The sequence below is a fragment of the Pseudalkalibacillus sp. JSM 102089 genome (assembly GCF_041366475.1).
Taxonomy (GTDB): domain Bacteria; phylum Bacillota; class Bacilli; order Bacillales; family Guptibacillaceae; genus Guptibacillus; species Guptibacillus hwajinpoensis_B.
In genome coordinates, this window is sequence record NZ_JBEWYW010000002.1 from 441,395 (window position 1) to 456,808 (window position 15,414).

General features: G+C 43.4%; 19 protein-coding genes. 3 read left to right on the top strand and 16 right to left on the bottom strand.

All coding sequences use genetic code 11. The annotated features are described in order from the left end of the window. Nucleotides 1–3 precede the first annotated feature (3 nt). The 14 genes from atpD to ABVF21_RS06845 form a co-directional block, all read right to left on the bottom strand. Nucleotides 4–1,413 carry a F0F1 ATP synthase subunit beta gene (gene atpD / locus ABVF21_RS06780; RefSeq protein ID WP_194218389.1) on the bottom strand — a complete coding sequence of 470 codons (1,410 nt, stop codon included), beginning with the start codon at nt 1,411–1,413 and terminating at the stop codon, nt 4–6. Nucleotides 1,414–1,724: 311 nt separating this feature from the next. Continuing rightward, nucleotides 1,725–2,588 carry a F0F1 ATP synthase subunit gamma gene (locus ABVF21_RS06785; RefSeq protein WP_303532401.1) on the bottom strand — a complete coding sequence of 288 codons (864 nt, stop codon included), beginning with the start codon at nt 2,586–2,588 and terminating at the stop codon, nt 1,725–1,727. Between the two features lie 49 nt (nt 2,589–2,637). Then, nucleotides 2,638–4,146 carry a F0F1 ATP synthase subunit alpha gene (atpA, locus tag ABVF21_RS06790; protein WP_303532404.1) on the bottom strand — a complete coding sequence of 503 codons (1,509 nt, stop codon included), beginning with the start codon at nt 4,144–4,146 and terminating at the stop codon, nt 2,638–2,640. Between the two features lie 19 nt (nt 4,147–4,165). Continuing rightward, entirely contained in the window at nt 4,166–4,720 is a 555-nt protein-coding gene (locus tag ABVF21_RS06795; RefSeq protein WP_303532407.1) for a F0F1 ATP synthase subunit delta, read from the bottom strand. After that, nucleotides 4,717–5,226 carry a F0F1 ATP synthase subunit B gene (atpF, locus tag ABVF21_RS06800; protein WP_371017833.1) on the bottom strand — a complete coding sequence of 170 codons (510 nt, stop codon included), beginning with the start codon at nt 5,224–5,226 and terminating at the stop codon, nt 4,717–4,719. The genes ABVF21_RS06795 and atpF overlap by 4 nt, the downstream gene beginning before the upstream one ends. Nucleotides 5,227–5,329: 103 nt before the next feature. Beyond that, nucleotides 5,330–5,542 (bottom strand): F0F1 ATP synthase subunit C, encoded by a 213-nt coding sequence (atpE, locus tag ABVF21_RS06805; protein WP_048311363.1) that lies wholly within the window; start codon nt 5,540–5,542, stop codon nt 5,330–5,332. Between the two features lie 64 nt (nt 5,543–5,606). Then, on the bottom strand, nt 5,607–6,317 hold the full coding sequence (gene atpB, locus ABVF21_RS06810) for a F0F1 ATP synthase subunit A (protein ID WP_303532416.1): 711 nt from the start codon (nt 6,315–6,317) through the stop codon (nt 5,607–5,609). A gap of 19 nt (nt 6,318–6,336) precedes the next feature. Further along, nucleotides 6,337–6,705 carry an ATP synthase subunit I gene (locus ABVF21_RS06815; protein ID WP_303532417.1) on the bottom strand — a complete coding sequence of 123 codons (369 nt, stop codon included), beginning with the start codon at nt 6,703–6,705 and terminating at the stop codon, nt 6,337–6,339. Then, on the bottom strand, nt 6,706–6,936 hold the full coding sequence (locus ABVF21_RS06820; RefSeq protein ID WP_303532825.1) for an AtpZ/AtpI family protein: 231 nt from the start codon (nt 6,934–6,936) through the stop codon (nt 6,706–6,708). A gap of 377 nt (nt 6,937–7,313) precedes the next feature. After that, the gene (upp, locus tag ABVF21_RS06825) at nt 7,314–7,943 is read right to left on the bottom strand and encodes a uracil phosphoribosyltransferase (RefSeq protein WP_159786319.1); all 630 of its coding nucleotides are present in this window, start codon (nt 7,941–7,943) and stop codon (nt 7,314–7,316) included. Nucleotides 7,944–8,151: 208 nt separating this feature from the next. Beyond that, nucleotides 8,152–9,399 (bottom strand): serine hydroxymethyltransferase, encoded by a 1,248-nt coding sequence (gene glyA / locus ABVF21_RS06830; protein ID WP_194218381.1) that lies wholly within the window; start codon nt 9,397–9,399, stop codon nt 8,152–8,154. Nucleotides 9,400–9,536: 137 nt separating this feature from the next. Then, nucleotides 9,537–10,109: a TIGR01440 family protein gene (locus tag ABVF21_RS06835; RefSeq protein WP_371017834.1), complete on the bottom strand. Its 573-nt coding sequence runs from the start codon at nt 10,107–10,109 to the stop codon at nt 9,537–9,539. Between the two features lie 13 nt (nt 10,110–10,122). Beyond that, nucleotides 10,123–10,566 (bottom strand): ribose 5-phosphate isomerase B, encoded by a 444-nt coding sequence (rpiB, locus tag ABVF21_RS06840; RefSeq protein WP_303532420.1) that lies wholly within the window; start codon nt 10,564–10,566, stop codon nt 10,123–10,125. Nucleotides 10,567–10,568: 2 nt separating this feature from the next. After that, nucleotides 10,569–11,198, bottom strand: a complete 630-nt coding sequence (locus ABVF21_RS06845; RefSeq protein WP_371017951.1) for a low molecular weight protein arginine phosphatase — start codon at nt 11,196–11,198, stop codon at nt 10,569–10,571. A gap of 154 nt (nt 11,199–11,352) precedes the next feature. Here ABVF21_RS06845 and hflK point away from each other — a divergent pair, with 154 nt between their 5' ends. Both hflK and hflC read left to right on the top strand, forming a co-directional pair. Then, nucleotides 11,353–12,318: an FtsH protease activity modulator HflK gene (gene hflK / locus ABVF21_RS06850; RefSeq protein WP_194218378.1), complete on the top strand. Its 966-nt coding sequence runs from the start codon at nt 11,353–11,355 to the stop codon at nt 12,316–12,318. After that, nucleotides 12,311–13,240, top strand: a complete 930-nt coding sequence (hflC, locus tag ABVF21_RS06855) for a protease modulator HflC (RefSeq protein WP_194218377.1) — start codon at nt 12,311–12,313, stop codon at nt 13,238–13,240. Before hflK ends, hflC begins: the two co-directional genes overlap by 8 nt. A gap of 110 nt (nt 13,241–13,350) precedes the next feature. On the opposite strand, the gene ABVF21_RS06860 is transcribed toward hflC, so the two are convergent. Beyond that, nucleotides 13,351–13,908 (bottom strand): manganese efflux pump MntP family protein, encoded by a 558-nt coding sequence (locus tag ABVF21_RS06860; protein WP_303532421.1) that lies wholly within the window; start codon nt 13,906–13,908, stop codon nt 13,351–13,353. A 143-nt stretch (nt 13,909–14,051) separates the two neighbouring features. Between ABVF21_RS06860 and ABVF21_RS06865 the strand changes: the two genes are divergently transcribed. Beyond that, complete coding sequence (locus tag ABVF21_RS06865) at nt 14,052–14,318, top strand: DUF2533 family protein (RefSeq protein ID WP_194218375.1); 267 nt, start codon at nt 14,052–14,054, stop codon at nt 14,316–14,318. Between the two features lie 38 nt (nt 14,319–14,356). On the opposite strand, the gene ABVF21_RS06870 is transcribed toward ABVF21_RS06865, so the two are convergent. After that, nucleotides 14,357–15,397 (bottom strand): L-threonylcarbamoyladenylate synthase, encoded by a 1,041-nt coding sequence (locus ABVF21_RS06870; protein ID WP_303532828.1) that lies wholly within the window; start codon nt 15,395–15,397, stop codon nt 14,357–14,359. Nucleotides 15,398–15,414 lie beyond the last annotated feature (17 nt).

Sequence of the window (15,414 nt, forward strand, 5' to 3'; positions counted from 1 at the left end):
TCATTATGCCATTTGCTTAGCTTTTTCCACTACTTCTTCAATTGTTCCTACAAGACGGAATGCGTCCTCTGGAATATCATCGTGTTTACCATCAAGGATTTCTTTGAATCCTTTGATCGTTTCTTTAACTGGTACGTAAGAGCCTTTTTGTCCAGTAAACTGTTCAGCTACGTGGAAGTTCTGAGAAAGGAAGAACTGAATGCGACGAGCGCGAGAAACAGTAAGCTTATCTTCGTCAGAAAGCTCATCCATACCAAGGATAGCGATGATATCTTGAAGTTCTTTGTAGCGCTGAAGTGTTTGTTGCACTTCACGCGCAGTATTATAGTGCTCGTCCCCAACGATTTCCGGAGAAAGCGCACGGGAAGTAGAAGCAAGTGGATCCACCGCAGGGTAGATACCTTGCTCAGAAAGTTTACGTTCAAGGTTAGTTGTTGCATCAAGGTGAGCAAACGTCGTTGCCGGAGCCGGGTCAGTATAGTCATCGGCTGGTACGTAGATTGCCTGAATTGAAGTAACAGAACCTTTGTTAGTTGAAGTAATACGCTCTTGAAGTTGACCCATCTCAGTAGCAAGTGTAGGCTGGTAACCTACTGCTGATGGCATACGTCCAAGCAATGCCGATACTTCTGAACCAGCTTGTGTAAAGCGGTAGATGTTATCGATAAAGAGAAGAACGTCTTGTCCTTGCTCATCACGGAAGTACTCTGCCATTGTAAGACCAGAAAGGGCAACACGCATACGTGCACCTGGTGGTTCGTTCATCTGACCGAATACCATTGCTGTTTTCTTAATAACACCTGAATCAGTCATCTCGTAGTAAAGGTCATTACCTTCACGCGTACGTTCACCAACACCTGCGAATACCGAGATACCGCCGTGCTCTTGGGCGATGTTGTTGATCAGTTCCTGGATAAGTACCGTTTTACCTACACCGGCACCACCAAATAGACCGATCTTACCACCTTTAACGTATGGTGCAAGAAGATCTACTACTTTGATTCCTGTTTCAAGAATATCAGTAGTTGTTGAAAGTTCATCAAATACTGGTGCTAGACGATGAATCGGATCGCGGCGAACTTCGCCAAGTTCTTCATTAAGGTCAATTTTCTCACCTAGTACGTTAAATACACGTCCTAGTGTAATATCCCCAACTGGAACGGAGATTGGTGCACCTGTATCTAGAGCATCAACTCCACGTACAAGACCGTCTGTTGAACCCATTGCTACGGTACGAACAGAGTTATCGCCAAGGTGAAGCGCGACTTCAAGCGTCAATTCGATGCTCTCTTCGGCACCGGTTTGAGCGATATAGTTAACTTTAAGGGCGTTGTAGATTTCTGGAAGCTTTCCGCTCTCAAACTTAACGTCTACAACCGGACCCATAACCTGGGTAATGTATCCCTTGTTCATCCTGTTCCCTCCTAACTTGCTTTAAGCTGCCTTTGAAAGTAAGTCTTTCAAATAGCATTTATGGTTTATCGTAGTATTGTCCAGCTACACGAGCCAAATCCTCCGGCTGTTTCACCCATTCGATTGAGACATAAACCGTCTCATTCTCATGGCTTCCAACAACCTGCGGATTTAAACGGGCTCGTTCCGCTTTTCGTCTGTCCAGCTACAGTGGCCAGGCCCTCGAGTCGCTTCACCTTTTCGATTGAACACAAAGTGCGTGTTCATTCCAAAAGCCTCCAGCGCTTGTCGGGCCTAAACGGCCACTTCCGCTATTCTAACGCTGCCGCTCCACTTACAATCTCAGTAAGTTCCTGAGTGATTGAAGCCTGACGAGCACGGTTGTAAGAAAGTGTAAGGTCGCCGATAAGATCGTCCGCATTGTCTGTCGCACTTCTCATCGCTGTCATACGAGATGCATGCTCTGCTGCTTTCGCATCGAGAAGCGCTCCGTAGATCAAGCTTTCAGCATATTGAGGAAGGAGGATCTCTAGAATTTCTTCTTCTGATGGCTCATACTCGTAGCTTGCGAGTGATTTGCCTCCACCTGTCTCAATTTCGGTTAACGGAAGAAGTTTTCTCTCCGTTAAATCTTGCTGAATGGCACTTACATAGTGGTTGTAATAAAGATAAAGCTCATCGAAAGCTCCGTCTTCAAACATACCGACTGTTCGAGACGCAATGTCTTTAATGTCTGCAAAAGCAGGCTGATCAGAAAGACCAACGATACTTTCGACAACAGGCATTCCGCGCTTTTTAAAGAAGGAAAGTCCCACTTTACCAGCTACGATAATCGCGTACTCATCAGTTGAGTTGTGACGCTCATTAATTGTTCTATACACATGACGTAGTACCGAGCTATTGTATGCCCCAGCAAGTCCACGGTCGGATGTGATTACCACATAGCCCGTTTTCTTCACTTCACGGCTTTCTAACATCGGATGACTTCCGCCGCTCGATCCATTTGCAATGCTTCCAACAACTTCTTGAATTTTCTCCATGTATGGAACGAATGACTTGGCATTCATTTCAGCACGGTTCAATTTCGCAGCCGAAACCATCTGCATTGCTTTTGTAATCTGCTTTGTTTTCTTCGTCGACGTAATTCTCGACTTAATATCGCGTAAAGATGCCATTCATTTCACCACCTTTTAAGCTGGCCGCGGCGATTCCGCCGCATCCCTCTTATTCAGATACTGCGAAGCTCTTTTTGAATTCTTCGATTGCACCGTTGAATTCTTTTTCATCAGGAAGAGCTTTTGTTTCACGAATTGTATTGAAAATATCTTTCTTATTGTGTTCGATCCATGTCATCATTTCAGTTTCAAAACGCGTAATATCGTTAACCGGGATATCGTCAAGGAATCCACGAGTTAGAGCGTAAAGAATCGCAACCTGCTTCTCAACAGCAAGTGGCTTGTTTAACCCCTGCTTAAGAACTTCAACCGTACGAGCACCGCGGTTCAGCTTCGCTTGTGTTGCTTTATCAAGATCAGATCCGAACTGAGCAAATGCTTCTAGCTCACGGTATGATGCAAGGTCAAGACGCAGTGTACCGGCAACTTTCTTCATCGCTTTAATCTGAGCGGAACCACCTACACGGGATACAGAAAGACCGGCGTTAACCGCTGGACGTACACCTGAGAAGAAGAGATCAGATTGAAGGAAGATCTGTCCATCTGTGATGGAGATTACGTTAGTTGGGATATAAGCTGATACGTCACCAGCTTGTGTTTCGATAAACGGAAGGGCAGTTAGTGAACCTGCTCCTTTTGCATCACTAAGCTTCGCTGCACGCTCAAGAAGACGTGAGTGAAGATAGAATACATCCCCTGGATATGCTTCACGACCTGGAGGACGACGAAGTAGTAGGGAAAGTTCACGGTAAGCAGAAGCCTGCTTTGTTAAGTCATCGTATACAACAAGAACGTGCTTGCCGTTATACATGAATTCTTCACCCATTGTTACACCAGCATATGGTGCAAGGAAAAGAAGTGGAGAAGGCTGAGATGCGCCTGCCGTTACAACGATTGTGTAATCAAGGGCACCCTGCTTACGAAGCGTTTCAACAACGCCACGCACCGTAGATTCTTTCTGACCAATTGCAACGTAGATACAGATCATATCTTCGTCTTTTTGGTTTAGGATTGTATCGATTGCAATCGAAGTCTTACCAGTCTGACGGTCACCGATGATTAGCTCACGCTGTCCGCGTCCGATTGGAATAAGTGAGTCAATTGCTTTGATTCCTGTTTGAAGTGGCTCATGTACTGATTTACGATCCATAACCCCTGGTGCTGGGCTTTCGATCGGACGAGTTTTTGTTGTACCTAGTGGGCCCTGTCCATCAACAGGTTGTCCAAGAGGGTTTACAACACGGCCAAGAAGTTCTTCACCGACTGGAACTTCCATGATGCGTCCAGTACGACGTACTTCATCGCCTTCACGAATTTCAGTGTATGGTCCAAGGATAATGATACCAACGTTACTCTCCTCTAGGTTCTGAGCCATACCCATAACACCGTTTGAAAATTCAACAAGCTCTCCTGCCATCACGTTATCGAGACCGTGGGCACGAGCAATACCATCACCAATTTGGATAACGGTACCAACATCATCAACTTTAATATCAGTTTGATAATTTGCGATTTGTTGCTTGATCAGCGCACTGATTTCTTCAGCATTGATGCTCATGCATATTCACCCCTATCTTCTAGCTCTTCGCTGAAACTAATTCTCGTTCCATGCGTTTAAGTTTTCCGCTAATGCTACCGTCAAAGATGCGATTGCCAATACGTACTTTAATACCACCGATTAAAGTAGGGTCGATCACATTCTCAATCAGAAGCGTTGTTTTGCCTACTTGTTTCGCAAATACTGCAGAGACCTTCATCTGCTCCTCTTCCGTTAGAGGCTTCACAGAATAAACTTTCGCTACTGCTGTTTGTTTTTGTTCATAAGCGAGTGTTTCATATTGATCAACAAGTTCGAAAACGATTGCTGTACGTTTACGTTCGATCAGTGTAAGAAGCAAATTCATCACATGAGTGGAAAGGGACGACCCAAAACTAGTCTGAATCATGTTCTTCTTCTCAGCTGTTGTGAATTTTGGATGCTTCAACACATTCATTAAATCTGGCGTTTGATGAAAGACATCTTTAACAACAGTTAGCTCATTCTTGATTTGCTCGACGTTATCGTTCTCACGAGCGATGTCAAAAAGAGCACCGGCATAACGTTTTGCGATTACTGCATGTTCTCTACTCATTTCTGATCGCCTGCCTGGTCAAGATACTCATCGATCAGCTGTTTTTGTGCACGCTCATCGAGTTCTTTCTCAACAACTTTTGAAGCAATCATGACAGATAAAGAAGCTACCTGTTCACGTAGAGAGGCAACTGCATTTTCACGTTCACGCTTGATTTCAGCAGTAGCCGCTTCTTTCAAACGCTCGGATTCAAGACGAGCCGCTTCAATCATTTCCTGACCTTGTTGGTCAGCCATTTGTTTTTGATTCTCAAGTATAGCTTTCGCTTCCTGACGAACACGCTTCATTTCATCGCGCTGCTCATTCAAGAATGCTTCAGCTTCTTTACGGTTCTTCTCAGCTGAGTCGATTTCGTTCGCAATGTGCTGCTCACGTTCTTTCATGATGCCCATGAGCGGACCCCATGCAAACTTCTTAAGTAGTGCAAGAAGAACAATAAATGCGACAAGTTGGAAAAGAATATCGCCTGCAGCAAATCCTGCTCCTAGAATTAAACTATTGAACACCGTGTTCACTCCCTTCAGAGGTCATACAAAACGAATGGCGAAGGTTTCATTTCGAAACTTTCTCCGCCATCATGAAACAAATCTGTATCTTTATCTAATTGAATTATTGACCCATTACGATAAATGCAATAACGACGGCAATAATTGGAAGTGCCTCAACTAGTGCAATACCGATAAACATTGTTGTTTGAAGCGTACCACGAAGTTCTGGCTGACGAGCAATTCCCTCAACTGTACTCTTTACGATAAGACCGTTACCAATACCGGCACCTACTGCCGCTAAACCTACTGCAATTGCAGCTGCTAATAAACCCATGCTAAATTTCCTCCTTATAATTCATAAATATTTTTATATAATAAAAACTCATTGATACCTTGTTTTAATGGTCGTCTGCCACTTTATGCGCCATGTAGACCATTGTTAGCATTGTAAAGATAAACGCTTGAATTGTACCGACAAAAATACTGAATCCTTGCCATAAGAGCATAGGAAGAAAGGCTCCAAGCGCTCCAGCAATTCCTGCGCCACCGAGTCCCGCGAGAAGTCCAAGCAGAATTTCACCAGCGTAGATATTACCATAAAGACGAAGGCCAAGCGTCAAGGTGTTCGAGAATTCTTCAATAATTTTGAAAGGAAATAGGAATTTCAACGGACTAACAAATCCTCTTCCATACTCCTTCGCACCTTTCATCTTAATACCGTAATAATGTGTTAACACCACGACCATCGTTGCTAAAGTTAGCGTGATTGTCGGATCTGCAGTTGGAGACTTCCACCAAAGCTCCGAATCGATTGCAATGGCAAATGGTAGCCCAAGCATATTCGATACAAAAATATACATGAGTAACGTCATCCCTAGAAACAAGAAACGTCCCCCGGTCTTCCAATCCATCGTTGAACCAATAAGACCTTTTACAAAATCCATTACCCACTCAATGAAGTTCTGCAATCCCGTAGGGCGCATCGCTAAAGAGCGCGTTGTTACTACTGCAAGAATGAATACAATGGCAGAAGCAATAGTGATCATCAAAATATTAGATAGATTGAACGTCATTCCTAAAAAATCAGTTGTAGGTGCATGATGTTCCAACAGCTTTTCACCTCTCTTCCTACTTAATGCGTATTTTGGATATTGAATCTATGAGAATGATAATGTAGGTGGTCATTAACCCAATTACCACACCTAGCAAATTAAAATACTCTGGATACCTTAATGCAACCAGTACGCTGAGTCCAGCAACAGCCTGTCTTGTTAACAAACCAAGTGATCTAGCCTTTGTCCCTTTTACTGTAGCTTCACCAAGACGATCGATTTTACGGAACATGTTGAATAGGTTGTAAATACTGAAAATGGTGCCAAGAATTAACCCGAGGAATAATGCTTTATATGAGGTAATCCCCCAACCCATCACGAAAATGGCGAGCAAATACAGGGTGAATTGCATGTAGCGGCGAAAACTTTGAGTGTATTCTGTCATCTAATCTTCCCCTGTAAACTTATGTAGAAGACGAACCAATCCATAAATCCCTCCGCCCAAACCAAGCAGGAGGCCAATGATAAGAAAAAGTGGAAAGGTGTCGAATAGGCTATCCATCCATCTGCCTAGGAATATCCCCGTTAGGATTGATCCAACTAGATAAGATAAGATTGTTGTATAGAGTGCCATCGCCTTCAAATCAAGCGCCCCTTTGCTATAAAGGTGAGTCATTGAAAAGCATAATTTGAGCAAATGAAAACCTTATCACTATACCCTTTGTAAGTCTACAATAGGGTGTACTTGATGTCAATGCGTTTAGGGGAAATGGTGTGATCAAATTCACAAATAGAAAAACACTCAAAAAACCCAGTAATACCAAGGATAGTAACGCTTACACTAGCAGAGATGTGTTATTTAGACGAAACAGGGAATCATTCCCTATTAAATACAGCGGAATTTGTCACTTTTTTTTCACATTTGTCGGCATCCGCACATTATTTCACCGAATCATTGAACCATTCTTGACCAATTACACTTTCCTCTTAAATCGTATTTCCTTACTTCTAATCAAAAACCCCTTCCGATTAGGGAAGGGGTTTTTGAATTCTTTATTTCGTTCCGTATAGGCGGTCTCCTGCATCACCAAGACCTGGAACAATGTATCCTTTTTCGTTTAGTTTCTCATCAAGACCAGCAATGTAAATATCAACGTCAGGGTGAGCTTCGTTCAGAAGTTCCACGCCTTCAGGTGCTGCGATCAGACACATCATTTTGATGTTTTTAGCTCCGCGCTTTTTAAGGGAGTTGATGGCTTCAACAGCTGAACCGCCTGTTGCAAGCATTGGGTCGATCACGATAAATTCGCGCTCTTCAATGTCAGCAGGAAGTTTCACGTAGTATTCTACAGGCTGAAGCGTTTCAGGGTCGCGATATAGCCCTACGTGTCCAACTTTTGCAGCTGGGATTAGTTTCAGAATGCCGTCTGTCATGCCAAGACCGGCTCTTAGAATTGGAACAAGTCCAAGCTTCTTACCAGAGAGAACTTTTGATTTCGCTTCTGTTACAGGTGTTTTCACCATCACTTCTTCAGTCGGAAGTTCTCTTGTAATTTCATAAGCCATAAGTGCTGCCACTTCGTCTACAAGTTCACGGAACTCCTTCGTTCCTGTTTTCTCATCACGAATGTATGTAAGCTTATGCTGAATCAACGGATGATCGAACACGTATACTTTACCCATCGTATGCACTCCCCTTTTCGTTTTGGTTTCGTTCCTAAATCTTCTTCGCAATTCTACATAAAAACGCGGTTTGATTCAAGGCTTTATAAGATGATGAAATATTCACGCTCTTCCTATTAAGTTAGCAAGACTCTATCTTGATGTCGATTAGTCGTTTTTCTCTATAAAAACGCCGGAAGTTCATAGGCTCCCGGCGTGTACATCGATATTAGTAGGAAATACTTTCGTACATTGGAAATTTATCCGTAAGTTCCTGAACACGTTTCTCTGCTTTTTGAAGCTCGTCTTCGTTCTCATGATGCTTCAATACGTCACCAATAATACTAGCGATTTCTTCCATCTCTGCTTCACCAAAGCCTCGTGAGGTAACAGCTGCTGTTCCAATACGGAGACCGCTCGTTACGAAAGGACTTTGTGGATCAAAAGGAATCGTATTCTTGTTTGTTGTAATCCCGATATCATCAAGTGCTTTTTCAGCTACTTTCCCTGTCATATCAAGACTCTGTAGATCTAGAAGAACAAGGTGATTATCGGTACCATTAGAAACAAGATTAATCCCCTCTTTTTCAAGTGCTGAAGCGAGTTTCTTCGCATTCGCAATCACTTTTTCGGAGTAAGTTTTAAACTCTTCAGAAAGTGCTTCACCAAATGCTACGGCTTTCGCTGCAATCACATGCATCAACGGACCGCCTTGAATTCCTGGGAAAATAGACTTATCAATTTTCTTCGCGAATTCTTCTTTACAAAGAATCATTCCTCCACGAGGTCCACGAAGGGTTTTATGTGTTGTTGTTGTAACGAAATGAGCATGTGGTACAGGGTTTGGATGATGACCTGTCGCCACAAGACCAGCGATATGAGCCATGTCGACCATAAGGTAAGCATCCACTTCATCCGCAATTTCACGGAAACGTTTGAAATCAATTTCGCGTGGATAAGCACTTGCACCTGCTACAATTAATTTCGGACGATGGGTTTTGGCTTTCTCAAGAACGTCATCATAGTCAATACGCTGTGATTCTTTATCTACACCATACTCGACGAAGTTATATTGCACCCCACTGAAATTAACTGGGCTTCCGTGTGTAAGATGGCCACCATGAGAAAGGTTCATTCCGAGAACAGTATCTCCCTGCTCAAGAATCGTGAAATAAACGGCCATGTTCGCCTGTGCTCCTGAGTGAGGTTGAACATTCACATGCTCCGCGCCAAAAAGCTGCTTCGCACGGTCTCTTGCAATATTTTCAGCGACATCGACATATTCACAGCCACCATAGTAACGACGACCTGGATAGCCTTCCGCGTACTTGTTCGTTAGTACTGATCCTTGCGCCTCCATAACGGCTTCTGATACAAAATTCTCTGATGCGATAAGTTCAATCTTGCTGCGCTGTCTACCAAGCTCGTCTTTCATTGCCTGTAAAAGTTCTTGATCCTGCTTTGCTAGGTTTTGCATTGATATCCCCTTTCCATCCCACACATATTTCCATTCGTCAACACGAACAGTTGTGATGCAATCTCGATTGCATTGTACCACAGAAGTTTGGATCCGTATATTACTTAAACGAACTAATTTATCGTTCGGTTTTGAGGCTAAAAGCAATGCTCATTTTTCCCAAGATATGAGGCGCGTTCTCCCCCAATGAGCTTTGGTCTTGAGCGAACCATTGTTACATGAGCCTCACCTATTGACGTGTGCCTACCTCGAACTGGTACTGCCACATGCCTGATGTGCATACCAATAAACGTATCGCCAATATCGATTCCCGCATCCGCCAAAATAAACTCAACGAGAACTGGATCATTCATTTGAGCATAAGCATGCGTCGCCATCGAACCGCCTGCTCTCGCAGTCGGGATAGCCGCTACAATTTCATAACCCTTGTCAAAAGCCGTTTCTCGCTCAATGACAAGCGCTCGATTTAAATGCTCACAACATTGAAAAGCAAGCTGAACACCTGTTTCTTTTTGAAACACATCAATACTTTCATAAATAGCCTCCGCTGCCGAAACGGTCCCAGCAGTCCCAATACGCTGACCGATCACTTCGCTAGAGCTCATCCCAATAACGAGCAAGTGACGATCTGTCAGACGGGCATCTTTCTGAAGGTCCGAGAGCGCTTCAAGCGTATGCCGAGTAATTTGACGCGCTGTTTGTTCATCCACAGGTAACGCCCCCTTATTCTTTTACTTCGTATTCTGTAATTTTGCCGACTCTCCTAGCATGGCGTCCTGCTTCATAGTCGGTTTCAAGCCAGACCTTGGCAATCTCCACGGCAAGGCCAGGGCCAATGATACGTTCGCCCATCGCAAGAACATTGGAATCGTTGTGTAGTCTAGTCGCTTTCGCACTAAAAAGATCATGTACGAGCGCACATCGGATACCATTGACTTTATTTGCTGCAATCGACATTCCAATCCCTGTTCCGCAAATTAATACACCGCGATCCGCTTCTCCTGAAGCTACTTTTTCTGCAACAGGAATTGCATAATCGGGGTAGTCCACGGAATCGTGACAATCACACCCAAGATCGATGACCTCCATACCAAGCTCCTGAATTACTTTGATGATGTCACCCTTAATATTAACGCCCGCATGATCTGCACCTATGGCTACTTTCATTCTTACCCCTCCATGTCTTCTTGACGGATCCGTTCCATCATTTGCTCAATCGCTGTCTCAATTTCTGTATAAGTTGTTCGATACTGTTCTATTGTACCGCCAAATGGATCGGATATATCCATTGAAGGCAAACCTTCTTCAAGCGCTTGCAATTCTCCAAGATCTTTTTTCATTTCCGCTTCGAATTGATTGCGCTTCTGCTGTTCATCTTCTCCTGTAACGTTTTGGATCTCATGATGAAAAGCCGCTCGCTTCATTTCAATCTCAGCCGCTTTCTCTTGATAAGAATCGTATTTCTTCTCATCTTCTGTTGCTGCATATTCTTTTAATGTATAAACCTTATCAGCTAGCTCTGGAAAATCACGAAGTACAAGTGCTTTGTGACTACTAGTCATCGTAAGAAGGAGATCGCTCCATTCTGCTAACTGTCGATCTAGCATTTTTGCCGTATGGGCAAATGGAACCTCTTTCTCTTCTAGAAGAATTTCAACCTGACGACTCGCAGGAGCACCGTTCGCTGCAAAAACACCTGCTGATTTCGCTTCAACTTCTTTGCTTTTATTTTTTAGAATCACTTCCGCCATTGGACTGCGGCATGTGTTACCTGTGCATACAAATAAAACTCTCACCATGTCCACTTCCCTTCTCCTCCTATTATGAGAGATGAAGGGGGATAAATCCACCCTCTATCGCCCAACCGTTATTGTGAAAAAATATGGGAATTACGAAACCTTTTTGTTATCTGCACGTAATACTTGTTATAAGAAAATCAAGGGGGGAAGTTAGATGTCACAAAGAAAAATTGTCATCCTGTCAGGTGCGGTTGTTCTATTTCTTATCCTGGGGGTCATTCTAGTTACAAGCTGGTATACAGTGGATGAATCAGAGCAAGCTGTCATTATGACATTTGGGAAAGTAGATGAAGAAATAAGCGAGGCTGGTCTTCATTTTAAACTGCCATGGCCGATCCAACAGGTGGATATTTTACCAAGAGAGACGTTCAGCTTAACGTTTGGATATGATGAGGAAGATGGAGAAATTGTGGATTTTCCAGAGGAAACAAAAATGGTAACTGGAGATGAAAACATCGTACTCGCCGACCTAGTTGTGCAATGGCGGATTACGAATCCTAAACAATATTTGTACTACTCTGATGAACCGAAAGAAATTCTCTATAATGCTACATCTGCTTCATTAAGGGGTGTGATCGGTAGCTCAGAAATAGACGAAGCCCTTACGTCAGGTAAAGCGGAAATCGAAGGAAATGTTCGTGATATTCTCACCCAATTAATTGATCGTTACGAAATTGGAATTTCCATTCTTGATGTGAAGCTTCAAGACGTTGAACTACCAAACGATGAAGTACGTAAAGCGTTCACAAACGTCGTCGATGCCCGTGAACAAAAAGAAACGACAATCTACGGTGCGAAGAAATACAAAAACCAGGAGCTCAATGTTGTAGAAGGTCAAAAGGACGCTCGTATTTCGAAAGCTGAGGGTGAAAAGGCTCAGCGAATCGAGCAAGCCCGTGGTGACGTTGCTACTTTCAATGCTCTTTATAATGAATATAAAACCAATCCTGATATTACAAGACAGCGCCTTGTGTTAGAGACACTAGAAGAAGTTCTTCCTGATACGAAAATTTACATTACCGACGAAGGTGGAGACACCGTCAAATACTTACCGATTCAGCCAGCAAAAGAAAAAACAGCTGAAACCCCAAAGCCAAAGGAGAGTGAAAAGAATGAGTGAGAACGTTTTTAATATGGATGAACACCGCCGTAAGATGAGTCCTAGAAAAATTGTAAAAACCGCAATACTTATCGTTCTCCTTCTCATTATGATTGGCGGGCTTTTCAGCACACTATTTGTTGTAAAGGAAGGCGAGTACAAGGTCATTCGTCAATTTGGTGACGTCGTTAAAATCGAAACAGAACCCGGCCTAAAATTTAAAGTACCGTTCATTCAGTCAGTTACGACGCTTCCAAAGTATCAAATGCTTTACGATGTCAATCCAGAAGAAATTACAACGAAAGATAAAAAGAGGATGACTGTGGATAATTACGCCGTTTGGTCTGTCAGCGATCCACAAGATATGATCACTAATGCACGAACTATTGAAAATGCCGAAGCGAAAATGGGTGAGTTTATTTTCTCAGTCATCCGATCTGAACTTGGTCAGCTTGAATATGAGGAAATCATAAATGAAGAGAAATCTAACCGGGGTAGCTTCAACGATAACGTTCGGGAGCGAGTAAATGAACTCCTCGATCGCGATGCGTACGGCATTCAGGTAACAGATGTGCGCATGAAGCGCACCGATCTCCCTGACGCAAACGAACAGTCCGTATTCCAGCGAATGATTTCAGAGCGTGAATCGAAAGCACAGGAATATTTATCTCAAGGTGACGCGGATTCCGATCGAATCAAGGCGGAAACAGATAAAGAGGTCGATACCATAATTGCTAAAGCAGATGCCGATGCGGAAGAAATTCGCGCAGAGGGAGAATCTGAAGCGGCTAAAATCTACAACAAAGCATTTAGTAAAGATCCTGAATTCTACGAGCTTTATCGCACGCTCGAGTCGTATAAAACGACTTTGAACGACGAAACAGTGATCATGCTCCCAGCAAACTCTCCTTACGCGAGACTTTTACAGGGGATAACGGAGTAATTCAGCTTATCTTAAGCTTCAGGGAGGGTGTCCGCAAGTACCTTAGCCTTCCCTGGAGCTTTTTATTGGCTGAAATTTGGATTTATTAGCCAAACACACTTAACTGCACATTACAAAATCAAAAGCTTCAGCCCAAACCCAAATAGTATGCAACCGCCGAGAAGTTCGCTGTACGAGCCGATCCAGCTCTGAAATTTCCGACCCATCATTAAGCCTGACCACGTTAAGAGCATGCTAATAAGGCCAAACAATAAGATTGTGATAACCACTCTTGCACCGTAAATGCCAAGACTTAACCCAACGGAAAAGCTATCAAGACTAACACTTAAAGAAAAAATAAGTAAACCAAACCCCACTGGCGTGACAAACGGTTTATCACTTGATGAGAGTGAGGATAGTCCCATTTGAATGCCTAGTACAAGCAAGAGACCGCCGCCGATCATTGTTGCAATCGTGCCAAAATGCTCGGAAAGCACGCGCCCGATGATCATACCGGCAAGTGGCATCCCCATATGAAATAGTCCGATCACAACGCCGATTTTGGCAATTTGGCGAAGCCGGAGCGGGATCATACCCATTCCTAGTCCAACTGAAAAAGCATCCATGCCGAGAGCAAACGCCATTATACTTAACGTTGCAAGCTCACCAATTAATGCAGTGGAAAACATTCCATCTCCTCCCGGGACGTGCTATTCAACTTTTATGCACGTCCTCTTGAAAATAGAAGGGAAAGGAGGAATAATAGGTTAGGAAGGGCTCGTTAAGGGTAATGTTCTAGTATGGAATGAGCCGAAATGGAGGAACTAATTAGATGAGCGTTCACAAAGGTATTTCAAATCAGCTTAATGAAAAAAATCGTGAAATTAAATTGTTTATTCAGTTAGATAAAGAGCGCGAAGCAGCGATTGCTCATGCTGTTGAACAATGTGAAGCGAACAAATCTTATACAACTGAACGGATCAATGAACTTTCACTTCAAATTAATGAACTTGCTAAACAAGGAAGTATCCCTACACGAACTTACGTAACAACGAAAATGGTAGAAGAGTTTGTAGAAAAGAAACGCAATAATAATTAGCCTCGATGAAAAAACCCGCTCAAATGAGCGGGTTTTTACTATTCTTTAATCACACGATTGTTCGCAGCTTTTGATAGCCGGTTCATAACCGCTGCTCCTACTCCCTCATGTGTGAATATTTCACTATAGATTTCATCCACATCGGATTCATCGAACTGCCTCAATACATCATAAAGACGATTCGCTACAGAAATAAGGTCATCTCTTGATCCACATGGAATGATGATATCTGCTTGATATAATGACTTTGATTCCTCTGTTGCCAGGATGCCTATTTTCAATCCTTCTGCTCTACGCTTATCCACAATCGTTTGCAGATGCTTTTCTGAACCATCCACGAGCGTAACAGGAGCTGTCGGTGCATAGTGTTTATACTTTACACCGGGAGACTTTGGCTTTTGACCATCATCACTTAATGCTGGATCAACCTTCACTTCGCCGACCACTTCTTCTAACTGCTCCTTCGTGACACCTCCTGGACGGAGAATTGTCACGACATCTCCAGAACAGTCCACAACAGTAGACTCAAGACCAACACCAGTTGACCCTCCATCCACAATGCCAGCGATCCTTCCGCTCAAATCATGAATGACATGATCAGCTGACGTCGGACTTGGTTTGCCTGATAGATTCGCGCTTGGCGCTGCAAGAGGTAAGTTCGCAGCTTTTAATATGGCCAGTGCTACAGGATGGTTTGGCATGCGAATGGCTACCGTATCGAGTCCCGCTGTTACATTTCTAGCCACGCTCTGTCCACCAGGTAAAACAATTGTTAGTGGTCCCGGCCAAAATGCATTCATCAGATCATCCGCTTGCTTCGGAATACTCGTTACTAACTTTTCCACATGTGGACGAGAGGCAACGTGCACAATAAGCGGATTATCTGCAGGTCGTCCCTTCGCTTGGAAGATTTTTGCGACGGCTTCTTCAGATAAAGCATTCCCACCAAGCCCATAGACCGTCTCAGTAGGAAAAGCAACGACTTCATTTTGTTTTAAATATTCTGCAGCTCCCATAATTTGTGGATAACTTTTTTCACTATCCACATTTCCATCCACATACCAAACATTTGTGTGGATACCTTCCATGTTATACA